We start from the raw sequence: 22216 nt of genomic DNA on the forward strand, positions 1-22216 counted from the left end.
CGTACCCACATCCCCGGCGCTGACGACCGTATTCGCGACTTCCGGCGGTAGCGTGGCGGATGTGTCTGCCGACAACGACCCCATTCAGGACGATCCGCCGCAGGTGACGGCCGGCGGCCCCGCGACCGGCGGCGTCGTCCGGATCGACAGCGAGACGACGGTCCCGCACGCTGCCCGACGCGATCGCCTACGGGCGCTGCTCACCGGGGAGGGTGTGCAGACCCTGGTGGTCAGCGACCTGATCAACGTGCGGTACCTCAGTGGGTTCACCGGTTCGAACGCCGCCCTGCTCATCGACGCCGCCGGCCCCGACGACGACCGGATCTGCACCGATGGGCGCTACATCACCCAGGTCGGCGAACAGTCACCCGACCTGACCGCGGTGATCGCCCGTGACTGTGCCGCCGAGCTCGTCGCACTCGCGGCCGAACAGGCGCCCGTGATCGGGTTCGAGGCGCACGTCGTGACCGTCGAACAGTGCGAGCGACTCCGTGAGCGGCTGTTCGACACGCGCCCGGAAGCCGACCTGCGGGGGGTCGGCCGCCTGGTCGAGGACTTGCGGATGGTCAAGGACCCGGGTGAGGTGGAACTGCTGCGGATGGCCTGTCAGGCCGCCGACGTGGCGCTGGCGGCGATCATCGAGCGCGGGTTGTTGGCCCCCGGACGCACCGAACGTGAGGTGGCACGCGCCCTCGAGTGGGAGATGTATGCCCGCGGCGCGGACGAGATCTCCTTCGAGACCATCGTCGCGGCGGGTGCCAACTCCGCCGTGCCGCACCACCGGCCCACCGACGCCGTGTTGGCCTCCGGGGATCTGGTGAAGATCGATTTCGGCGCGGTGGTCGACGGCTACCACTCCGACATGACCCGTACCTACGTCCTCGATCACGCCAGTGAATGGCAACGCGAGATCTACGAGTTGGTCGCCGAGGCCCAGCGCGCCGGTCGTGAGGCGCTCTCACCGGGTGCCGACCTGCGGGCCGTGGACGCCGCCGCACGCGACGTCATCGACGGCGCCGGATTCGGTGACCAGTACGTGCACGGTCTCGGCCACGGTGTGGGGCTGGAGATCCACGAGGCCCCGGGAATCGGCAAACTCGCCGCGGGCACCCTCCCGGAACGCGCAGCGGTCACCGTCGAACCGGGCATCTACCTGCCCGGCCGGGGCGGCGTGCGCATCGAGGACACGCTCGTGGTCACCGCCGCCGGCCACCGACCCGAGTTGCTCACCATGACCGACAAGGCGTTCACCATCGTCTGACGTGGTGGCATAACCGCACCCCGCGTGGCGGTACACTCTGCATCGCGGTGGCGACGGCCGGTGACCGGCCCCCGCCGCGCCGTGAGACCCTCCGCCGCACAGCTCCACCCGCGCGAGGGCTCGACCGAGCGCATCGCACGACCAGCGCACCCGATGAACCAGGACTCGTGCCGCGGGAACACGCACCGCAGCGGGCCCGACGAGACGCGCCCCGACACCCGGCGGGGCTGGAGGAATCACACGTGGCAACCACCGCCGACTTCAAGAACGGTCTGGTCCTGCAGATCGACAACCAACTCTGGCAGATCACCGAGTTCCAGCACGTCAAGCCCGGCAAGGGGCCGGCGTTCGTGCGAACCAAGATCAAGAACGTGCTGTCCGGCAAGACCGTCGACAAGACGTTCAACGCGGGCGTCAAGGTCGAGACCGCGACCGTGGATCGCCGCGACATGACCTACCTGTACAACGACGGCTCGGACTTTGTGTTCATGGACGGCGAGACCTACGACCAGATCTCCGTCCCTCCGGCCACCATCGGTGACGCCAGCCGCTTCCTGTTGGAGAGCATGCCCGTCCAGGTCGCGATGCACGAGGGCAACCCGCTCTACGTCGAACTCCCGGTGACCGTCGAGCTGGAGGTCACCCACACCGACCCGGGCCTGCAGGGCGACCGCTCCACCGGCGGCACCAAGCCGGCCACCGTGGAGACCGGCGCGGAGATCTCCGTTCCGCTGTTCATCAACACCGGCGACAAGCTCAAGGTCGACTCGCGCGACGGCAGCTATCTCGGCCGTGTGAACGCCTGATCACCCCATCCCGTGAAGAAACCCGGTACCCGGCACAGGGCTCGCAAACGCGCCGTCGACCTGCTGTTCGAGGCGGAGGCCAAGGGCGTCTCCGCCGCCGAACTGGTGGTGCAACGGCGTGAATACGTCCGCGAGGACGAGAGCATCGGCGTCATCAACGACTACACCGCCACCGTGATCGACGGGATCACCGCCGACAGCGCGCAGGTGGACGCCGTCATCGAATCCCACCTCACCGACTGGAAACTGTCGCGGCTGCCCGCCGTGGACCGGGCCATCCTGCGCCTGGCCACCTGGGAGATGTTCAACTCCCTCGACGTCGACCCGATGGTCGCCGTGGACGAGGCCATCCAACTCGCCAGGGAACTGTCCACCGACGAGTCGCCGGCCTTCGTCAACGGGGTCCTCGGGCGCATCGTGGAGCTCGCCCCGCAGGTCCGGGCGGCGCAGGCGGCACAGCCTGCCGCCCGACCCGCCGTGGAACCACACGCCTCGGAATGACCCCCGCCGGTCGGGGGTTGCGGTCGCCGACTGCTAACCTCGACCTCGAGACAGACATCCTTTAACGATCCGTCCCGTGAGGCGGAGAAGGAGGTCGATATGACGCAGCCGCCAGCAGGTTCCGTACCAGACGACTCCGCAGACTCCGGTCGCGTACTGCTCGACGCCGCGGACGTCAGTCGCACCGTGGCGCGGATCGCCCATCAGGTGATCGAGAAGACCGCCCTGGACGCGCCGGACGCCCGTCCTGTCGTCATCCTCGGCATTCCCACCCGGGGCAGCACCCTCGCGTATCGGCTGGCCGCCGACATCCGGGACTTCACCCAGGTGGATGTGCCGGTCGGATCGCTGGACATCACCCTCTACCGCGACGACCTGCGCGCCAAGCCGCACCGTCCACTGGAACGGACGTCGGTACCCGCAGGCGGTGTCGACAACACCCTCGTCATCCTGGTCGACGACGTACTGTTCTCCGGCCGGACCGTGCGAGCGGCGCTCGACGCCCTCCGCGACCTGGGGCGACCCGCCGCCGTGCAGCTCGCCGTCCTCGTCGACCGCGGCCATCGGGAACTCCCGCTACGCGCGGACTACGTGGGCAAGAACATCCCCACCGCCCGCAGCGAGGACGTCGCGGTGCACCTCACCGAGCACGACGGCCGTGACGAGGTGGTTCTGCGCGGACAGGCCGACGGCCACGGTGGTCGGTGATGAAGCACCTGCTGTCGGTCGACGACCTCGACCGGGACACGGCGACCGGACTGCTCGACGAGGCCGAGCGGTTCTCCCAGGCCCTCCTCGGGCGGGAGATCCGCAAACTGCCCACCCTGCGTGGCCGCACCGTGATGACGGTGTTCTACGAGAACTCCACCCGCACCCGGGTGTCGTTCGAGGTGGCGGGCAAATGGATGAGCGCCGACGTGATCAACGTCAGCGCGTCGAGCTCGTCGGTCAACAAGGGGGAGTCGCTGCGCGACACCGCCAAGACGCTCTACGCGGCGGGCGCCGACGCACTCATCGTCCGACACCCCGCCTCCGGTGCCGCCCATCAGATCGCCCGATGGACCGCCGAGGACGACGGTGCGGGCCCGGCCGTGATCAACGCCGGTGACGGCACCCACGAACATCCCACCCAGGCCCTGCTCGACGCACTCACCCTGCGGCAGCGTCTCGGCGGTCTCGAGGGCAGACGTATCGCCATCGTCGGCGACGTCGTGCACTCCCGGGTCGCCCGGTCGAACGCCCGACTGCTGAGCACCTTCGGCGCCGAGGTCGTTCTCGTGGCCCCACCGACCTTGTTGCCCGTCGGCGTCGGCAGCTGGCCGGTGGAGGTCTCCCACGACCTCGATCGGGTGTTGCCCACCGTCGACGCGGTGATGATGCTGCGGGTCCAGGCCGAACGCATGAACGGCGGGTTCTTCCCCAGTGCACGCGAGTACTCGGTGCGCTACGGGCTCAACGACCGCCGCGGTCGACTGCTGCCCGACGACGCGGTGGTGCTGCACCCCGGGCCCATGCTGCGCGGAATGGAGATCGGTTACGACGTCGCCGACTCCCCGAGAGCCGCCGTGCTGCAACAGGTCTCCAACGGTGTGCACATGCGGATGGCGGTCCTGTTCTCGTTGCTCGTCGGAACCGAGGGAGGCGGCGCATGACCGACCTGTTGATCACATCCGTGCGCCCCTACGGTGAGGGCGACCCGGTGGACGTCCTCGTCCGAGACGGCGACATCGCCGAGATCGGGCCGGGTCTCACCGCCCCCGACGACGTCGACACCGTCGACGGGGCGGGCGGCGTGCTGCTGCCGGGCCTCGTCGATCTGCACACTCACCTGCGCGAGCCCGGACGCGAGGACACCGAGACCATCGGGACGGGTTCGGCCGCAGCGGCACTCGGCGGGTTCACCGCGGTGTTCGCGATGGCCAACACCGATCCGGTCGCCGATTCACCGGTGGTCACCGACCATGTGTGGGCGCAGGGGCAGGCGGTCGGACTGGTCGACGTGCACCCCGTCGGAGCGATCACCGTGGGGCTGGGCGGCTCCCGGTTGTCGGAGATGGGTGCGATGGCGGCGGGCGCGGGCAGGGTGCGGGTCTTCAGCGACGACGGTAAGTGTGTCGATGATCCGCTGCTCATGCGTCGCGCACTCGAATACGCCTCGGGACTCGGTGTGCTGATCGCCCAGCACGCCGAGGAACCCCGGTTGACCGTCGGTGCCATCGCCAACGAGGGAGCCACCGCGTCCCGGCTCGGCCTGCCCGGTTGGCCGCGGTCGGCCGAGGAGTCGATCGTCGCGCGCGACGCGATCCTGGCCCGGGACGCCGGTGCGCGGGTGCACATCTGCCACGCCTCGACGGAGGGCACCGTGCAGCTGCTGCGCTGGGCCAAGGCCCAGGGCATCGCGATCACCGCGGAGGTCACCCCGCACCATCTGCTGCTCGACGACTCCCGGCTGGAGACCTACGACGCGGTGAACAAGGTGAACCCACCGCTGCGCGAGATCCGCGACACCACCGCGTTGGCCGGTGCACTGGCCGACGGCACCGTCGACTGTGTGGCAACCGACCACGCACCCCATGCGGCACAGGAGAAGTGCTGCGAATTCGCCATCGCGCGCCCCGGCATGCTCGGTCTGCAGACGTCGCTGCCGATCGTGGTGCAGACCATGGTGAACACCGGATTGCTCGACTGGCGCGGCGTGGCCCGCGTGATGAGTGAGCGGCCCGCCGAGATCGTCGGGTTGACCGACCAGGGCCGCCCGATCGCGGTGGGCGAACCGGCCAACCTGACCGTCGTCGACCCCGAACGGTCCTGGGTGGTGGAGTCCGCGGAACTGGCCAGCCTGTCGCAGAACTCGCCCTTCCAGGGGATGACGATGCCGGCCACCGTCGTGGCCACCGTGTTGCGCGGTGCGGTGACCACTCTTGACGGCGAGGTCCGGTGGCCGGAGGTCGTGCGCCGATGAGTGAGGTCCTGATCGTGGTGGTGGTGCTCATCGCCTGGGCGGGTGTCGTCGCGCTGATGCTGCGCGGGTGGCGCAACCGCGGACGCAGGCAGGCACAGTCGCTCGGCGCATTCCCCGAACCGCCCGCCGACCTGCCCGCCCCGCTGGTGGGCCCGGACACCGGCCTCTACGTCGGCTCGACCATCGCACCGAGTTGGCAGGACCGAGTGGCCGTGGGCGACTACGGCGACCGCGCGTCGGCGGAGCTCTCGCGATACCCGCAGGGAATCCTCATCGCGCGCAGCGGGGCCAACCCGATCTGGATCCCCGTGGGGGCGATCACCGCGATCCGCACCGAACGCGGGTTGGCGGGCAAGGTGATGAGCGCCGACGGTGTGCTGGTCATCCGCTGGGTCCTGCCGTCGGGTACCGAGATCGACTCCGGTTTCCGCGGTGACGACAAGGCCCGTTACCCCTCCTGGGTGGCACTGGACCCCACGAGACCCGAACGTGAACACAGCAATTCAGCCGAGGAGAACGGTACCGAGCAGTGACCACAGCCCTTTTGGTGCTCGAGAACGGGCAGACATTCACCGGTAGGCCCTACGGAGCCGAGGGTCAGACCCTGGGCGAGGCCGTGTTCTGCACGGCCATGACCGGATACCAGGAAACCCTCACCGACCCCAGCTATCACCGTCAGATCGTGGTCGCCACCGCACCGCAGATCGGCAACACCGGCTGGAACCGCGAGGACGGCGAGAGCCGGTACGCCGGGCCGGACGGACAGAGCGGCGACGACGTCGGCCGGATCTGGGTCGCCGGATACGCCGTGCGCAACCCCACCCGCCGGGTGTCCAACTGGCGGGCCACCACTAGCCTTGCGGACGAACTGCACTCGCAGGGCGTGGTCGGCATCTCGGGCATCGACACCCGGGCGGTGGTGCGGGTGTTGCGCGAACACGGGTCGATGCGGGCCGGGGTGTTCTCCGGCGATGCGCTGGCCGACCATGACGTGTTGCTCGAGCGGGTCCGCGGGCAGCAGCCGATGACCGGCGCGGATCTGGCGGGTGAGGTCAGCACCGACGAGGGTTACGTCATCGAGCCGATCGGTGAACACCGGTTCACGGTCGCGGCCATCGACCTGGGCATCAAGACCAACACCCCGCGCATGTTCGCCGAACGCGGCGTGCGGACCCATGTGCTGCCCTCGAGCGTCGGATTCGACGCCATCGCGGACGCGGCCCCCGACGGGGTCTTCCTGTCCAACGGACCCGGCGACCCGGCCACCGCGGACGGTCCGATCGCGCTGACCCGTGAGGTCCTCGGAGCCGGGATCCCGCTGTTCGGAATCTGTTTCGGCAACCAGATCCTCGGCCGGGCGCTCGGTCGCGACACCTTCAAGATGACCTTCGGCCACCGCGGCATCAACATCCCGGTCATCGACGTGGCCACCGGCACCGTCTCGATCACCGCCCAGAACCACGGTTTCGCGCTGCAGGGCGAGGCCGGGGAGGAGTTCGACACCGCCTTCGGACGCGGTCGGGTCAGCCACGTCTGTGCCAACGACGGCACCGTCGAAGGCGTCGAACTCGTCGACGGCCACGCGTTCTCGGTGCAGTACCACCCCGAGGCCGCGGCCGGGCCGCACGATGCGGCCTACCTGTTCGACCGATTCACCGCTCTCATGCAGAAAGGTCGTGCCTGATGCCACGCCGCACCGACATCGAGCACGTCCTCGTCATCGGCTCCGGGCCGATCGTCATCGGTCAGGCCTGTGAGTTCGACTACTCCGGAACGCAGGCCTGCCGGGTGCTGCGGGCGGAGGGGCTGCGGGTCAGCCTGGTCAACTCCAATCCGGCGACGATCATGACGGACCCCGAATACGCCGACGCCACCTACATCGAGCCGATCACCGCCGACTACGTCGAGAAGGTGATCGAGGCCGAACGCGATGCCGGACACCCCATCCAGGCCGTGCTGGCCACCCTCGGTGGTCAGACCGCGCTGAACACCGCGGTGGCACTGCATGATCGTGGCATCCTGGCCAAGCATCACATCGAGCTGATCGGCGCCGACTTCGACGCCATCCAGCGCGGTGAGGACCGGCAGATGTTCAAGGACATCGTGGCGAAGGTGGGTGGCGAGAGCGCACGTTCGCGGGTGTGCCACAACATGGATCAGGTCCGTGAGACCGTGGCCGAGCTGGGATTCCCGGTGGTGGTGCGCCCGTCGTTCACCATGGGTGGCCTGGGGTCCGGGATGGCCTACGACGACGCCGATCTGGACCGGATCGCCGGCGGTGGTCTGGCCGCGTCGCCCACCGCGAACGTGCTCATCGAGGAGTCCATCCTCGGCTGGAAGGAGTACGAGCTCGAGCTGATGCGCGACAACCGCGACAACGTGGTGGTCGTGTGTTCCATCGAGAACGTCGACCCGGTGGGTGTGCACACCGGCGACTCGGTGACCGTCGCCCCGGCGATGACGCTGACCGACCGCGAATACCAACGGATGCGTGACCTGTCCATCGACATCCTGCGCGAGGTGGGGGTGGACACCGGCGGCTGCAACATCCAGTTCGCCGTCGACCCCACCGACGGTCGCATCGTGGTCATCGAGATGAACCCGCGGGTGTCGCGGTCGTCGGCCCTGGCGTCCAAGGCCACCGGCTTCCCGATCGCCAAGATCGCCGCCAAACTTGCCGTCGGTTACAGCCTCGACGAGATCGTCAACGACATCACCCGCAAGACCCCGGCGTGTTTCGAGCCGACCCTGGACTACGTGGTGGTGAAAGCTCCCCGGTTCGCCTTCGAGAAGTTCCCCGGGGCCGACGACACCCTCACCACCACCATGAAGTCCGTGGGCGAGGCGATGGCGTTGGGGCGCAGCTTCGCCGAGGCCCTCGGCAAGGTGATGCGGTCACTGGAGACCAAGGCCGGCGGCTTCTGGACCGAACCGGGGTGGCAGAACGGCCACCGCACCGTCGACGACCTCCCCGCGTTGCTGGAAGACCTGTCGACCCCGCAGGACGGCAGGCTCTACGGCCTGATGCAGGCCCTTGCCGGCGGCGCGACAGTCGACGACCTCTACCGGGCCACGGCCATCGACCCGTGGTTCCTGGCCGAGATCGCCGGGATCGCCGAGGTGGGGGCGGCCGTCCGTGACGCCGACACCCTCGCCGAGACGCTGCTGCGGGAGGCCAAGTCACACGGGCTGTCCGATCGCCAGATCGCCGCACTGCGTGCCGATCTCGCCGACGAGACCGCGGTACGGGAGCTGCGCGCCGAGCTGAACGTGCACCCGGTGTACAAGACGGTGGACACCTGCGCGGCCGAATTCGAGGCCGCGACGCCGTATCACTACTCGACCTACGAGCTCGACCCCGCGGCGACCAGTGAGGTGGCGCCGCAGACCGAACGACCGAAGGTGCTGATCCTCGGTTCGGGTCCCAACCGGATCGGTCAGGGCATCGAGTTCGACTACTCCTGTGTGCACGCCGCGCAGACCCTCAGCGAGGTCGGGTACGAGACCGTGATGGTCAACTGCAACCCGGAGACGGTGTCCACCGACTACGACACCGCCGACCGGTTGTACTTCGAGCCGTTGACCTTCGAGGACGTCTACGAGGTGTACCGGGCGGAATCCGCCTCGGGCACCGTGGCCGGCGTGATCGTGCAACTCGGCGGTCAGACACCGTTGGGGTTGGCCCGCAGGCTGCAGGATGCCGGGGTCCCGATCGTCGGCACGTCGCCCGAGGCCATCGATCTCGCCGAGGATCGCGGAGAGTTCGGGCAAGTGCTCTCCCGGGCCGGTCTGCCCGCCCCCGCCTTCGGGACGGCGACGAGCTTCGACCAGGCACGTGAGATCGCCGCCCGGATCGGATACCCGGTGTTGGTGCGCCCGTCCTACGTGCTCGGTGGTCGGGGGATGGAGATCGTCTACGACGAGAGTTCGTTGGAGGGGTACATCTCCCGGGCCACCGAGCTCAGCCCCGAGCACCCGGTGCTGGTCGACCGGTTCCTCGAGGATGCGGTGGAGATCGACGTCGACGCCCTCTGTGACGGGGACGGGGTCTACATCGGCGGCGTGATGGAGCACATCGAGGAGGCCGGTATCCATTCCGGTGACTCGGCCTGTGCGCTGCCACCGATCACCCTGGGCCGTACCGATCTCGAGACGGTTCGCCGCTCCACAGAGGCACTGGCCACCGGGATCGGGGTGCGCGGACTGCTCAACGTCCAGTACGCGCTCAAGGACGACATCCTCTACGTGCTGGAAGCCAACCCGCGCGCCAGCCGCACGGTGCCGTTCGTGTCCAAGGCCACCGCGGTCCCGTTGGCCAAGGCCTGTGCCCGCGTGATGCTGGGCAGCAGCATCGCCGAACTCCGCGATGCGGGACTGCTTCCCGCCGAGGGTGACGGTGGGGTGGTGCCCGCCGACTCGCCGGTCTCGGTGAAGGAGGCGGTGTTGCCGTTCAACCGGTTCCGTCGCGCCGATGGCACCGGGGTGGACTCGCTGCTCAGCCCGGAGATGAAGTCCACCGGCGAGGTGATGGGTATCGACGCCGATTTCGGCCGCGCCTTCGCCAAGTCGCAGACCGCCGCCTACGGATCACTGCCGTTGAGCGGTAGCGTCTTCGTGTCGGTGGCCAACAAGGACAAGCGGGCGCTGATCTTCCCCGTGAAGCGGTTGGCCGATCTCGGGTTCCGGGTGTTGGCCACCGAGGGAACCGCGGATGTGCTGCGTCGCAACGGGATCACCTGCACCACCGTACGCAAGCACTTCGAGGCGATGGACGACCCCGAGCAGCGGACCATCGTGGACATGATCCGCGACGGTGAGGTCGCGATCATCATCAACACCCCCTACGGCAATTCCGGGCCACGCGTGGACGGTTACGAGATACGCAGCGCCGCTGTGTCGGTGGGCATCCCGTGTATCACCACGGTGCAGGGTGCCAGCGCCGCGGTACAGGGCATCGAGGCGGCGATCGACGGCGACATCGGAGTGTTGTCGCTACAACGCAGACATTCGGCGATGATCGGGTCGTGACCTTCGGTGCGCGGTACCGCGATGCGGTGGGCTCCCGCGGGCGCTTCTGCGTCGGGGTCGACCCGCATCCGGAGCTGCTCACCGCCTGGGGTCTCGGGGTGGACGCCGACGGGGTGCGCCGCTTCGCGGACATCTGCGTCGAGGCGTTCGCCGGGACGGCCGCGGTGGTCAAGCCCCAGGTGGCGTTCTTCGAACCGTTCGGTGCCGACGGGTTCGCGGTGCTCGCGGATCTCATCGCGGCCTGCCGGGCCGGGGGAGCGTTGGTGCTCGCCGACGCCAAGCGGGGGGACATCGGGTCGACCATGGCCGCCTACGCGTCCGCCTGGTTGGCCGACGGTTCGCCGCTGCGCGCGGATGCGGTGACGGTGTCGCCGTACCTGGGGTTCGGCGCCCTGGCGCCGGCACTGAGCGCGGCCCGCGCAGCCGACGGCGCGGTGTTCACCCTGGCCCGCACCTCCAACCCCGACGGCACCGGGGTGCAGACCGCGCGGGTGATGGGGACCGGGGTGACCGTGGCCCAGCAGATCGTCGACGAGGCGGCAGGGGAGAACGCGGACGGCAGTGCCTCGGTCGGCCTCGTGGTGGGCGCGACCCGGGCGCACGGCCTGGACCTGGCACGGTTCGGAGGGCCCATCCTGGCGCCCGGGTTGGGCGCGCAGGGGGCGAGCGCCGCTGACCTGCCCGAGGTGTTCGCCGGTGCGGATACCCGGTGGGTGCTGCCCGCCAGCTCCCGCGACATCCTGCGACACGGCCCCGACGTCGCGGCATTGCACGCGGCTGTGGAGCGCACCCGCGACGAGGTCGAGGGTGCGCTGGGCCCCTAGCCGATCGATGACTCGTCGGCGGAGGTGTCCCCGCCGACCGGGTGGTGGCCGATCGGCTCGCTGTCGGGTTGGTCGCCCCGCGCATCCAGGGAGTCGTAGAAGGCGTCGATCCGCGGCCAGGTGTGCTCGGCGGCGTCGGCTCCGGCGATCAGCCCCAGATGGCTGGTCTCCACGGTGGTGAAGTGCACCTCCTCGGCGCTACCGAACAACTCCAGTCCGTGCCGCGCCGCGTCCCACGACACGATGGCGTCACGATGGCTGCCGAACAGCTGAATGGGCACGGTGATGGACGTCAGATCGACCGGCGCGCCGTCGATGGTGACCACGCCGGTGGCCAGCTCGTCGCGGAAGATCAACCGCCCCCACATCTGGCCCGCCATCCGGCCGGTGTAGCCGAGCATCGAGTCCTGGAAACGGTCGATGACCTCCATGCGCGCCAACGTGGCGTGGTCGTCGATGTTGGACAGGATGTACGCCGGTTTACGTATCTCACGCTGCCAGGCGCTGGCCCGGTAGGCCACCCGCACCGCCGGGGCGGGGATACCCCCCAGCGTCCGCAGCACGGCCGTCACGGCCATGCCACCGGTCGGCTTGTTCACCGCGCGCAACAGCGGGTAGCCGGGCAGCGCCGAGTAGTCCAGTGGGGTGCCGATGGCGGTCACCGACCGGATCGGCAGATCCGGCCGGGCCGCCGCGGTCAACAGGCTGATGGTGCCGCCCAGGCTCCACGCGGCCAGGTCCACCGCGTGCGCGTCACCGCCGGTGGCCGAACCGTGATCGGCGGCGACGCGCACCAGGGCCTGCGGGATGATGTCGTCGAAGAAGTCCTCGAAGCCGATGCGCCGGTGCTCACGGCTGCCGGTCGCGCCGTGGTCGAGCACGTAGGGGATCCGACCGGTATCCAGCAGATGCGCCACCAGCGACGTCTCCGGTGACAGGTCGTAGCAGCGGGCCGACACCGCGGGCGGGGGCAACAGCAACACCGGGGAGGCACCGCGGGACCGGGCGTCGGCGAGTTGCTGTTCGGTGCCGTAGCGGCGCAGGGTGCGCAGCGGTTCGTCGGCGATGGTGGTGTGTTCGGTCTGTACGTCGGGACGGATGCCGTCGCCGAGCGTGAGTGAATACAGCGTGCGGGCCTGGTCGGGTAGCCGTTCCAACAGTCGGCGCGGCCGATCGAGCACGGACATCGTGTCTCCGATGGGTCGGGCGGGGCACTGCGGCACCCGCCGGGAATGCGCCGGATGCCGTCGCGGAATCGCGACACGCGGGGCGCGCTGTTGGCTCGACAATAAACGGCTGTCCCCGGGTCGCCGACGGCCGGGCGGCGGCAAACCCCGTCCGGTCGTCGTGGCGACGGTATCCGAGCCACTCCGGTGCTGTGAGCTGCACCGATACCGTGCGGTAGGTCCTCGGGGACGTCGCGGGGTCCCCACCACGCAGATCGGTGGTATCCCGGTCGTGGTGACCCGTTACAACACCGCCTGGCGTGCATGTTTGCCGGGGTGGGACTCGCAAATCCCAGCTCACGTCGGTACGGTCGCTTTCGCTGCCCCGTTGCGGGCAGCGGTCCGCCCACCCGAGACGGACCCGGCCGCACCGGCGGCCCACATGCCCTCAGACCGGCGAGGTCTGAGCAGATGTTCAGTTGCGAAAGACACGAAAGACGGAGGAACCGTGGCCCTTCCCCAGTTGACGGACGAGCAGCGCGCTGCAGCGTTGGAGAAGGCAGCTGCCGCTCGGCGGGCGCGTGCGGAGCTCAAGGAGCGCCTGAAGCGCGGCGGCACCGATCTCAAGCAGGTTCTCAAGGACGCCGAGACCGACGAGATCCTGGGCAAGATGAAGGTGTCGGCCCTGCTCGAGGCCCTGCCCAAGGTGGGCAAGGTCAAAGCGCAGGAGATCATGACCGAACTGGAGATCGCCCCGACACGCCGCCTGCGCGGCCTCGGCGATCGCCAGCGCAAGGCCCTGCTGGACAAGTTCGACCAGGCCTGAGAGACGCCCGGTGATCTGCGCGTCAGCCCGGTCCGGGCGTTCCGACGGACCTCGGCGGTGAGCACCGGACCGGCGGCGTCCGCAGACGTGACGAGGGGTCGACTGGTCGTACTGGTCGGCCCCTCCGCCGTCGGTAAGTCCAGCGTGGTGACCCGACTCCGGCAATTGCTGCCGAGCCTGTTCTTCAGTGTCTCGGTCACCACCCGCAAGCCGCGAGTCGACGAGGTGGACGGGCGCGACTATCACTTCGTCAGCCCCGAACGGTTCGACGAGATGATCGCCGCCCACGATCTACTGGAATGGGCTGAGATCCACGGCGGACTGCAACGCTCGGGGACGCCACGCCGACCGGTGCTCGACGCGCTGGCCGCGGGCACACCCACCCTGGTGGAGGTCGATCTGGCCGGTGCGCGCAACGTGCGCGATCGACTGCCCGAGGCGGTGACGGTGTTCCTCACCCCGCCGAGCTGGGAGGAACTGGTCGCTCGGTTGAACGGTCGGGGCACCGAAGACCCGGCGGCGGTGGAGCGACGGTTGCAGACCGCTCGCGAGGAATTGGCCGTCGCCGACCAGTTCGACCTGGTCATCGTCAACGACGAAGTCGACCGGGTGGCGCATGAGTTGCTATCCTTGCTGGTCGGACCTGCGACCCGGCCGGAATCGGTGGTCGCCGACTCGCGGATCGCAGCACCGGACGCCTGAACCCCGACCTCCACTCCACTGATGTGCGACCGGCACACGGTCGCACCACCAGCACCCAGAGTGCGCACGAACAGCAACAACTAGGAGAACGCGTGAGCAGCCCGAACCTCGACAGCATCGACATCCACGGCATCGACCTGCCCGCCGAGATCATCGACGCGCCCGCGTACGACACCCCGCTGGGTATCACCAACCCACCGATCGACGACCTGCTCGACCGCGCCTCGTCGAAGTACGCGCTGGTGATCTACGCGGCCAAGCGCGCCCGTCAGATCAACGACTACTACAACCAGCTCGGCGACGGCATCCTCGAATACGTCGGCCCGTTGGTGGAGCCGGGTCTGCAGGAGAAGCCGCTGTCGATCGCCATGCGCGAGATCCACGCCGACCTCCTCGAGCACACCGAGGGCGAGTAACGCCGAGCAGCGTCCACCAGCGGTGATGACCGAGCGGAGCAGTGTGGGACCTGTGCAGTCGGGGGTCGGTGAGCGGGTACCCACGGGCATCCGCCGGCTCCGCATCGTGATCGGCGTGGGCGGCGGTATCGCCGCCTACAAGGTCTGCTCGGTGATCCGCCACTTCACCGAGGCCGGCCACGACGTCCGGGTGATCCCCACCGCCAACGCGCTGGAATTCGTCGGCGCCGCGACGTTCGAGGCGCTCAGCGGGAACCCGGTGACCACCGACGTCTTCGACGACGTTGACCAGGTCGCGCACGTCCGGATAGGACGCGAGGCCGATCTGGTGATCGTCGCGCCGGCGACCGCCGACCTGCTGGCCCGAGCCGCGCAGGGGCGCGCCGACGACCTCCTCACCGCCACTCTCCTCACCGCCACCTGTCCGGTGATGTTCGTGCCCGCCATGCACACCGAGATGTGGCAGCACCCCGCCACCACGCGCAACGTCGCCGCACTGCGGGCCGACGGGGCCACCGTGGTCACCCCGGCGTCGGGTCGGCTCACCGGCGCCGACAGTGGTGCCGGTCGGCTCCCCGAGGCCGATGAGATCGCGTTGCTCGGGGAGCTGTTGCTCAACCGGTCCGACGCCCTGGTCCGCGACCTGGAGGGAGTGCGGGTCCTGGTGAGCGCGGGCGGCACCCGTGAGGCTCTCGACCCGGTGCGGTACCTAGGAAATCGCAGCTCCGGCAAACAGGGATACGCGATCGCACGGGCAGCCGCGCAGCGGGGAGCGCAGGTGACCCTCGTCGCCGGATCGGTGAGCGGCCTGGCGGACCCGTCCGCGGTGGAGGTGATCCGGATCCGCACGGCGGCCGAGCTCACCACCGAGATGCTCAAACGCGCCCATGAGGCGGATGTGGTGGTGATGGCTGCCGCGGTCGCCGACTTCCGGCCCGTCACCGTGGCCGACGCCAAGATCAAGAAGAACGACACCGGCCCGGCCCCGATCGAGCTGACCACCAATCCCGACATCCTCCGCGAGTTGGTCTCCGCCCGTCACGACGGCGCCCTGGACGCACAGACGGTGATCGTGGGGTTCGCGGCCGAGACGGGTGACGACCACGGCGGTGTCCTCGACCACGGACGCGCGAAGCTGGCGCGCAAGGGGTGCGATCTGCTGGTGGTCAACGCGGTGGGCGAGGGCAAGGCTTTCGGCACCGATGACAACACCGGGTGGATACTGACCGCCGACGGTCAGGAGACCGCGCTGCCGTTGGGACCGAAAACACTCATGGCGAGCAGAATCCTTGACGCTGTCGCCTCGGTTCTCGGCGACGAACGATGTAGCTGATCAGCGGCCCGTTCCCTCGGCAATCGGCCACCACCTGCACGACGACGATGTCACCCCCCGTGTGTAAGTTGTGGTGTCAGCCGCCGGGGGACCGTGCACGCTGCTGCAGGCGACACCTCCACACAGCGGGGGCGTACCGGCCACCCACGACCCACCCCAGCGCACACCCGCGTGCGACCCAGTTCGGAAGGAAGCGATGACCACCGATTCCCGGCTCTTCACCAGTGAGTCCGTCACCGAGGGACACCCCGACAAGCTCTGCGATGCGATCAGCGACTCGATCCTGGACGCCCTGCTCGCCGAGGACCCCACGTCCCGCGTGGCCGTGGAGACCCTGGTCACCACCGGACAGGTACACGTGGCCGGTGAGGTCACGACCTCTGCCTACGCCGACATCCCCAGGATCGTCCGCGAGAAGATCCTGGAGATCGGTTACGACTCGTCGGCGAAGGGCTTCGACGGTGCGACCGCGGGGGTCAACGTGGCCATCGGTGCGCAGTCGCCCGACATCGCGCAGGGCGTGGACAACGCCTACGAGGCTCGTGTCGGCGGTGAGACGGACGAGATCGACAAGCAGGGCGCCGGCGACCAGGGCCTGATGTTCGGGTACGCCACCAACGAGACCCCGGAGTTCATGCCGGTCCCGATCGCGCTGGCCCATCGGCTGTCGCGCAAGCTGACCGAGGTCCGCAAGAACGGCACGCTGCCGTACCTGCGCCCGGACGGCAAGACCCAGGTCACCATCGAATACGAGGGTGACAAGCCGGTCCGGCTGGACACCGTGGTGCTGTCCACCCAGCATGCCGCCGACATCGACCTCGACAACATGCTGACCCCGGACATCCGCACCCATGTCGTCGACGCGGTCCTCGCCGACCTCGACCTGCCGGACCTGGACACCTCCGACATCCGCCTGCTGGTCAACCCGACCGGCAAGTTCGTTCTCGGTGGTCCGATGGGTGACGCGGGTCTGACCGGCCGCAAGATCATCGTCGACACCTACGGCGGCATGGCCCGCCACGGTGGCGGTGCGTTCTCCGGTAAGGACCCGTCGAAGGTCGACCGCAGTGCCGCATACGCGATGCGCTGGGTCGCGAAGAACGTGGTGGCGGCCGGACTCGCCGATCGGGTCGAGGTGCAGGTCGCCTACGCCATCGGCAAGGCCGCTCCCGTGGGTCTGTTCGTCGAGACCTTCGGTACCGAGACCGTCGCCCCGGAGAAGATCGCACAGGCCATCGGTGAGGTCTTCGACCTGCGGCCCGGCGCCATCGTCCGCGATCTCGACCTGTTGCGGCCCATCTACGGTCCGACTGCCGCGTACGGCCATTTCGGTCGCACCGACCTGGATCTGCCGTGGGAGAACACGGATCGCGCCGACAAGCTGAAGGCGGCCGCGGGCGCCTGACGCCGTCATCCCGTCGTCCCGTCAGCAGCCGATGAGTACCGCCGCTGCCGGGCGCGACGCGGTGACCGATCCGGCCGGCCGGTCACCGGCGCCCCACCAATCGGTCGCGCGGGTGCTGCCCCTACTCGGGTTGTCTCACCTGGACCGGGCGTTCGACTACCGCGTCGACTCCGATCAGGACATCGAGGCTCGACCCGGGGTGCGGGTGCGGGTGCGCTTCGCGGGCCGACTGGTCGACGGGTTCCTGCTGGAGCGTCGGGACGACACCGATCACGCGGGCACATTGGCCTGGTTGGACCGGGTGGTCTCACCCGAGCCGGTGCTCACGCCGGAGATCGCGCGGCTGGCGCGCGCCACGGCCGATCGTTACGCCGGGTCGATGGGTGACGTGCTGCGCCTGGCCATCCCCCCGCGGCACGCACGGACCGAGTCCGCCGAACCCAAGGTCGACGAATCCGTCGGTGTCGACGCTGGCGCAACCGCCGGGGTCGAGGTGGATCTGTCGGCCTGGGACGCCTATGACCATGCCGATCGATTCGCCGAATCGGTGGTCGCCGGAGCTTTCCCGCGGGCGGTCTGGCAGGCCGCACCCGGTGAGGACTGGCCTGCACGCCTCGCCGAACTCGCCGCGGTCACCGTGCGCGGCGGGCGCGGGGTGGTGGTCGTGGTGCCGGATCAGCGCGATCTCGACCGGGTGGCGGCGGCCACGGAGGCACTGCTCGGCGACCGGGTGGTCGCGCTGTCGGCCGGATTGGGCCCGTCGGCTCGGTACCGCCGCTGGTTGCGTGCGCTGCGGGGGCACAGTCCAGTGGTCATCGGTACCCGCAGTGCGGTGTTCGCACCGGTCCCCGACGTCGGGTTGGTGGTGATCTGGGACGACGGTGATCCCAGCATGTACGAGCCGCGGTCGCCGTATCCGCATCCCCGCGAGGTCGGGGTGCTGCGGTCGCACGGCAGTCGCTGCGGTCTGCTCATCGGCGGCTTCGCCCGCACCGCGGAGGCCCACACCCTGGTCACCGCCGGGTGGGCGCACGATCTGCTGCCGCGCCGCACGATCGTGCGCGACCGCACCCCTCGGGTGACCGCACTCAGTGACGAGGACCGGCGGGTGGCCCGGGACCCGCTGGCCATGTCGGCACGCATCCCCGGTCTCGCATTCGACGCCGCGCGCGCCGCGTTGGCCGCCGACACCCCGGTGCTGTTCAGCGTGCCCCGCCGCGGGTACCTGCCGTCGCTGCTGTGCGCGCGCTGCCGGGAGCCGGCCCGCTGCCGACACTGTCACGGGCCGTTGCAGTCAGCCGGTCCCGACCAACCGTTGACCTGTCGGTGGTGCGGTCGCGCCGATCCCGGGTTCCGCTGTGCGCACTGCGGTTCGACGACCGTGCGGGCCGGTGCCACCGGAGCCCGGCGTACCGCGGAGGAACTGGGCCGCGCGTTTCCCGGTGTTCCCGTCCTCACCTCCGGCGGCGACAGGATCGCGGACAGCACCGAACCCGGTGCGCGGGTGGTGGTCGCGACCCCGGGTGCCGAACCCTGGGTCGCCGGTGGATACGGCGCGGCGGTACTCCTGGACACCTGGGCGCAGCTCGACCGTGCCGAACTACGTGCGGGAGAGGACGCGGTACGCCGGTGGCTGAACACCGCCGCGTTGGTGCGCGGCCATCGCGACGGCGGCACGATGGTCATCGTCGCCGACGCGGGACTTCCGGTGGTGCAGGCGGTGATCCGTTGGGATCCCGTCGGGTTCGCCGAACGTGAGGTGCTGCAACGCGCCGAGCTGGGGTTCCCGCCCGCGGTCACCATGGCCGCCGTCGACGGCGACGCCGCCGCCGTCGTCACGTTCACCGACACCCTCGAATTGCCCCCAGGGGCGGAGCGGTTGGGGCCGGTGGCGCTGCCACCGGGGGCCCGACCGCCTGCCGGAAGCGAGAACCGCGACGACGTGGAACGCGTGCTGGTGCGGGTGGACCGTCGACACGGACGAGAACTGGCGGCCGCCCTGCAGACCGCGCAGGCGATCCGCGGCGCCCACCACGACGGTCTGAGCCTGCGGGTGCAGGTCGACCCACCCGACGTGGGCTGACGTCCGCGACCGGTCGGTAGGCTGTGACCCTGTGGCTGTACTCCCCATCAGGCTCTTCGGCGACCCGGTGCTGCGCACCCGGGCCGCCGAGGTGACCGACTTCGGACCCGAACTCCACCGCCTCGTCGAGGACATGACCGACACCATGCGCGAGTTCCACGGTGCGGGTCTGGCCGCGCCGCAGGTCGGTGTGGACGCCCGCGTGTTCGTCTACGAATGCGGCGGCATGACCGGGCACATCGTCAACCCGGTGTGGGAGGTGGTCGACGACGACACCCAGACCGACGACGAGGGCTGTCTGTCGATCCCCGGCGTCCGAGCGCCCTGCACGCGCGCGGAGCGAGTGCTCGCCCACGGCCTCGACGCCGACGGCGCGCCGGTCGCGCTGGAGGTCGAGGGCATCATGGCCCGCTGTGTGCAGCACGAGACCGATCACCTCGACGGGGTGCTGTATCTGCAGCGGCTCGACCCGGACGTCCGGCGGGAGGCGATGCGGGTGATCCGCGGATCCGACTGGTTCGCCGCAGGCGAACGGGTGACCGTCGATCCCGAACGGCACCCGACCGTGCGGGTGGGGCGTCCGGTGTCCGCCGAATGAGACTCGTCTTCGCGGGCACCCCGGTGGCCGCCGTCCCCGCGCTGCGGGCGCTCATCGCATCGGACCGGCACGAGGTGGTCGGAGTGATCAGCAGGCCCGACGCGGCCGCCGGGCGCGGGCGCAAGACGTCGCGGTCGCCGGTGGCCGCTCTCGCCGACGACCACGCCATCGACGTCATCACCCCGCAGAAGCTGTCCGATCCGGACGCGCTCACGCGGCTGCAGCAGTGGGCCCCGGACTGTTGTCCGGTGGTCGCCTACGGCGGATTGGTGCCCGCCGAGGCGTTGGTGCTGCCACCGCACGGTTGGATCAATCTGCACTTCTCCATCCTCCCGGCCTGGCGCGGGGCCGCTCCGGTGCAGGCGGCCATCGCCGCGGGCGACACCATGACCGGGGCCTCGACCTTCCAGATCGAGGCAGGTCTGGACACCGGACCGGTGTTCGGGGTGGTGACCGAACGGATCGTCGCCGACGACACCAGCGGCGCCCTGCTCATGCGGCTTGCCGACACCGGGGCCCGGCTCCTGGAGTCGACCCTCGACGGCATCGAGGGCGGCGAGCTGGCCGCGGTTCCGCAGTCCCGCGACGGGGTGAGCCTGGCCCCCAAGATCTCCGTGGAGTCGGCGCGGGTGCGTTGGGACCTGCCCGCGCATCTGGTGGATCGCCATGTCCGCGCCATGACCCCCGACCCCGGGGCATGGACCATGCTCGACGACCTGCGGGTGAAGATCGGCCCGGTGACCGCCATCGAGGACGACCCGCTGCCCGCGGGGGCCGTGCTGGTGCGCAAGAACGCGGTCACCGTGGGCACCGCCGACCGGCCGGTGCGTCTCGGTGAGGTGCAGGCCCCGGGTAAGAAGCGGATGGCCGCGGCCGACTGGGCCCGCGGCCTGGGCGACACGGACGGTCTGGTGTTCCGGTGAGCCGCCCCGCCCACCTCCGGGACAAGGCGGTCGATCAACCTCGGGCCGCCGCCCGTGACACCCTGCGCGCGATCCGCGAACGCGACGCCTACGCCAACCTGGTGTTGCCGAAGCTCTTGCGTGAGCGGCAGATCACCGGCCGTGACGCCGCCCTGGCCACCGAACTCGCCTACGGCACCGCCCGGGCGACCGGAATTCTCGATCAGATCATCGCCTCCGCCGCAGACCGTCCGGTCGCCGACATCGACGGTCCGGTGCTCGACGTGCTGAGGTTGGGCTCGTACCAACTGTTGCGGACCCGTATCGGGGCGCACGCCGCGGTGTCCACGTCGGTGGATCTGATCCGATCCGAGATGGGGCAGGGACCGGCGGGTTTCGTCAACGCGGTGTTGCGCAAGGTCTCTCAGCGCGACGAAGAGCTGTGGATCGACCAACTGGCCCCGCCGATCGCCGACGACGTGATCGGGCACCTCGCGTTCCAGTACGCCCACCCGCGATGGATCGCCCAGGTGTTCTCCGACGCGCTGGGCGGTTCGGCCGGACAACTGCAGGCGCTGTTGGCCGCCGACGACGAGCGTCCACCGGTGCACCTGGCCGCGCTGCCCGGGATGATCACCGCCGAGGAACTCGCGCTGACCAGCGACGGCGAGGTCGGAACGCTGTCGCCGTACGCGGTGTACCTCGCCGGCGGTGATCCCGGCGCGCTGGAGGCCGTCCGCGAGGGGTGGGCACGGGTACAGGACGAGGGCAGTCAACTGGTAGCGCGGGCGCTCTCACTGGCGCCGACCGTGGGCGAGGACACCGGACGGTGGCTGGATCTCTGTGCCGGGCCCGGTGGCAAGGCCGCGATGCTCGGTGCACTGGCGGACATCGCCGGCGCGCGGGTCGACGCCGTGGAGATCGCCGAACACCGGGCCGAGCTGGTCCGTTCCGCGGTCCGCGACCTGCCGGTCACGGTGATGGTCGGTGACGGCCGCGATCCCGGTCTGGAACCCGGGTTCGACCGCGTGCTGGTGGATGCGCCGTGCACCGGGTTGGGATCGTTGCGGCGCCGACCGGAGGCGCGCTGGCGCCGACGTCCCGCCGACGTGGCCGATCTGGTGGTCTTGCAGCGCGAACTGCTCACCGCGGCACTGGGCTTGGCGCGGCCCGGTGGCGTGGTGGCCTATTCGACGTGTTCACCACACCTCGACGAGACCCGCGGGGTGCTGGATGAGGTCCTGGCCGAGCATCCGGCCGTGGAGCTGCTCGACGCCCGTGAGCTGGTCCCCGCACCCGACCTGGGTGACGGGCTGACCGTGCAGCTGTGGCCGCACCGGCACGGTACCGACGCGATGTTCCTCGCGGTGCTGCGCAGGGCGGTTTGAGTGCACCGTGGTCGT

At 69.8% G+C, this 22216-nt stretch carries 20 protein-coding genes; 19 read left to right on the forward strand and 1 reads right to left on the reverse strand.

Annotated features, from left to right (window positions below):
• The first annotated feature begins 142 nt into the window (after window positions 1-142).
• The 10 genes from BW971_RS06540 (at window position 143) to pyrF (ending at window position 11382) form a co-directional block, all read left to right on the forward strand.
• Window positions 143-1261: a M24 family metallopeptidase gene (locus BW971_RS06540; RefSeq protein ID WP_076478249.1), complete on the forward strand. Its 1119-nt coding sequence runs from the start codon at window positions 143-145 to the stop codon at window positions 1259-1261.
• 242 nt (window positions 1262-1503) lie between these two features.
• On the forward strand, window positions 1504-2067 hold the full coding sequence (gene efp, locus BW971_RS06545; RefSeq protein WP_076477740.1) for an elongation factor P: 564 nt from the start codon (window positions 1504-1506) through the stop codon (window positions 2065-2067).
• A 12-nt stretch (window positions 2068-2079) separates the two neighbouring features.
• On the forward strand, window positions 2080-2568 hold the full coding sequence (nusB, locus tag BW971_RS06550; RefSeq protein ID WP_076477742.1) for a transcription antitermination factor NusB: 489 nt from the start codon (window positions 2080-2082) through the stop codon (window positions 2566-2568).
• A 99-nt stretch (window positions 2569-2667) separates the two neighbouring features.
• Window positions 2668-3276, forward strand: a complete 609-nt coding sequence (gene pyrR, locus BW971_RS06555) for a bifunctional pyr operon transcriptional regulator/uracil phosphoribosyltransferase PyrR (protein ID WP_076477744.1) — start codon at window positions 2668-2670, stop codon at window positions 3274-3276.
• Window positions 3276-4220, forward strand: a complete 945-nt coding sequence (locus BW971_RS06560; RefSeq protein ID WP_076477746.1) for an aspartate carbamoyltransferase catalytic subunit — start codon at window positions 3276-3278, stop codon at window positions 4218-4220. Before pyrR ends, BW971_RS06560 begins: the two co-directional genes overlap by 1 nt.
• Window positions 4217-5530, forward strand: coding sequence for a dihydroorotase (locus BW971_RS06565; protein WP_076477748.1), 1314 nt, complete (start codon window positions 4217-4219; stop codon window positions 5528-5530). Before BW971_RS06560 ends, BW971_RS06565 begins: the two co-directional genes overlap by 4 nt.
• Window positions 5527-6063, forward strand: a complete 537-nt coding sequence (locus tag BW971_RS06570; protein ID WP_076478251.1) for a PH-like domain-containing protein — start codon at window positions 5527-5529, stop codon at window positions 6061-6063. Before BW971_RS06565 ends, BW971_RS06570 begins: the two co-directional genes overlap by 4 nt.
• Window positions 6060-7214, forward strand: coding sequence for a glutamine-hydrolyzing carbamoyl-phosphate synthase small subunit (gene carA, locus BW971_RS06575; RefSeq protein WP_076477750.1), 1155 nt, complete (start codon window positions 6060-6062; stop codon window positions 7212-7214). The genes BW971_RS06570 and carA overlap by 4 nt, the downstream gene beginning before the upstream one ends.
• The gene (gene carB / locus BW971_RS06580) at window positions 7214-10558 is read left to right on the forward strand and encodes a carbamoyl-phosphate synthase large subunit (RefSeq protein WP_076477752.1); all 3345 of its coding nucleotides are present in this window, start codon (window positions 7214-7216) and stop codon (window positions 10556-10558) included. Before carA ends, carB begins: the two co-directional genes overlap by 1 nt.
• Window positions 10555-11382 (forward strand): orotidine-5'-phosphate decarboxylase, encoded by an 828-nt coding sequence (gene pyrF, locus BW971_RS06585; protein ID WP_076477754.1) that lies wholly within the window; start codon window positions 10555-10557, stop codon window positions 11380-11382. The genes carB and pyrF overlap by 4 nt, the downstream gene beginning before the upstream one ends.
• Here pyrF and BW971_RS06590 read toward each other — a convergent pair.
• Window positions 11379-12569: an alpha/beta hydrolase gene (locus tag BW971_RS06590; RefSeq protein WP_076477756.1), complete on the reverse strand. Its 1191-nt coding sequence runs from the start codon at window positions 12567-12569 to the stop codon at window positions 11379-11381. The two genes, pyrF and BW971_RS06590, sit on opposite strands and share 4 nt — an antisense overlap.
• A gap of 487 nt (window positions 12570-13056) precedes the next feature.
• Between BW971_RS06590 and mihF the strand changes: the two genes are divergently transcribed.
• The 9 genes from mihF (at window position 13057) to BW971_RS06635 (ending at window position 22201) form a co-directional block, all read left to right on the forward strand.
• The gene (gene mihF / locus BW971_RS06595; protein WP_076477758.1) at window positions 13057-13374 is read left to right on the forward strand and encodes an integration host factor, actinobacterial type; all 318 of its coding nucleotides are present in this window, start codon (window positions 13057-13059) and stop codon (window positions 13372-13374) included.
• Between the two features lie 57 nt (window positions 13375-13431).
• Window positions 13432-14076, forward strand: coding sequence for a guanylate kinase (gene gmk, locus BW971_RS06600; protein WP_200799371.1), 645 nt, complete (start codon window positions 13432-13434; stop codon window positions 14074-14076).
• A gap of 116 nt (window positions 14077-14192) precedes the next feature.
• Complete coding sequence (gene rpoZ, locus BW971_RS06605; RefSeq protein ID WP_083709464.1) at window positions 14193-14492, forward strand: DNA-directed RNA polymerase subunit omega; 300 nt, start codon at window positions 14193-14195, stop codon at window positions 14490-14492.
• A 25-nt stretch (window positions 14493-14517) separates the two neighbouring features.
• The gene (gene coaBC, locus BW971_RS06610) at window positions 14518-15825 is read left to right on the forward strand and encodes a bifunctional phosphopantothenoylcysteine decarboxylase/phosphopantothenate--cysteine ligase CoaBC (protein WP_076477760.1); all 1308 of its coding nucleotides are present in this window, start codon (window positions 14518-14520) and stop codon (window positions 15823-15825) included.
• Between the two features lie 196 nt (window positions 15826-16021).
• Complete coding sequence (gene metK / locus BW971_RS06615) at window positions 16022-17230, forward strand: methionine adenosyltransferase (RefSeq protein ID WP_076477762.1); 1209 nt, start codon at window positions 16022-16024, stop codon at window positions 17228-17230.
• Between the two features lie 31 nt (window positions 17231-17261).
• On the forward strand, window positions 17262-19313 hold the full coding sequence (locus BW971_RS06620; RefSeq protein WP_159441832.1) for a primosomal protein N': 2052 nt from the start codon (window positions 17262-17264) through the stop codon (window positions 19311-19313).
• 31 nt (window positions 19314-19344) lie between these two features.
• A complete protein-coding gene (def, locus tag BW971_RS06625) occupies window positions 19345-19911 on the forward strand; it encodes a peptide deformylase (protein WP_076477764.1) in 567 nt (188 codons plus the stop codon).
• Window positions 19908-20834, forward strand: a complete 927-nt coding sequence (locus BW971_RS06630) for a methionyl-tRNA formyltransferase (protein ID WP_076477766.1) — start codon at window positions 19908-19910, stop codon at window positions 20832-20834. The genes def and BW971_RS06630 overlap by 4 nt, the downstream gene beginning before the upstream one ends.
• Window positions 20831-22201, forward strand: coding sequence for an RsmB/NOP family class I SAM-dependent RNA methyltransferase (locus BW971_RS06635; RefSeq protein ID WP_076477768.1), 1371 nt, complete (start codon window positions 20831-20833; stop codon window positions 22199-22201). Before BW971_RS06630 ends, BW971_RS06635 begins: the two co-directional genes overlap by 4 nt.
• The last annotated feature ends 15 nt before the right edge of the window (window positions 22202-22216 follow it).

Source organism: Williamsia sterculiae (genome assembly GCF_900156495.1).
GTDB classification, from domain to species: Bacteria; Actinomycetota; Actinomycetes; order Mycobacteriales; family Mycobacteriaceae; genus Williamsia_B; species Williamsia_B sterculiae.

What these genes read in the sequence shown, in the direction of transcription:
- BW971_RS06630 (WP_076477766.1), top strand. Translation starts at nt 19,908, where the DNA reads ATGAGACTCGTCTTCGCGGGCACCCCGGTGGCCGCCGTCCCCGCGCTG.
- metK (WP_076477762.1), top strand. Translation starts at nt 16,022, where the DNA reads ATGACCACCGATTCCCGGCTCTTCACCAGTGAGTCCGTCACCGAGGGA.
- carB (WP_076477752.1), top strand. Translation starts at nt 7,214, where the DNA reads ATGCCACGCCGCACCGACATCGAGCACGTCCTCGTCATCGGCTCCGGG.
- coaBC (WP_076477760.1), top strand. Translation starts at nt 14,518, where the DNA reads ATGACCGAGCGGAGCAGTGTGGGACCTGTGCAGTCGGGGGTCGGTGAG.
- BW971_RS06570 (WP_076478251.1), top strand. Translation starts at nt 5,527, where the DNA reads ATGAGTGAGGTCCTGATCGTGGTGGTGGTGCTCATCGCCTGGGCGGGT.
- BW971_RS06590 (WP_076477756.1), bottom strand. Translation starts at nt 12,569, where the DNA reads ATGTCCGTGCTCGATCGGCCGCGCCGACTGTTGGAACGGCTACCCGAC.
- pyrR (WP_076477744.1), top strand. Translation starts at nt 2,668, where the DNA reads ATGACGCAGCCGCCAGCAGGTTCCGTACCAGACGACTCCGCAGACTCC.
- BW971_RS06560 (WP_076477746.1), top strand. Translation starts at nt 3,276, where the DNA reads ATGAAGCACCTGCTGTCGGTCGACGACCTCGACCGGGACACGGCGACC.
- BW971_RS06565 (WP_076477748.1), top strand. Translation starts at nt 4,217, where the DNA reads ATGACCGACCTGTTGATCACATCCGTGCGCCCCTACGGTGAGGGCGAC.
- BW971_RS06620 (WP_159441832.1), top strand. Translation starts at nt 17,262, where the DNA reads ATGAGTACCGCCGCTGCCGGGCGCGACGCGGTGACCGATCCGGCCGGC.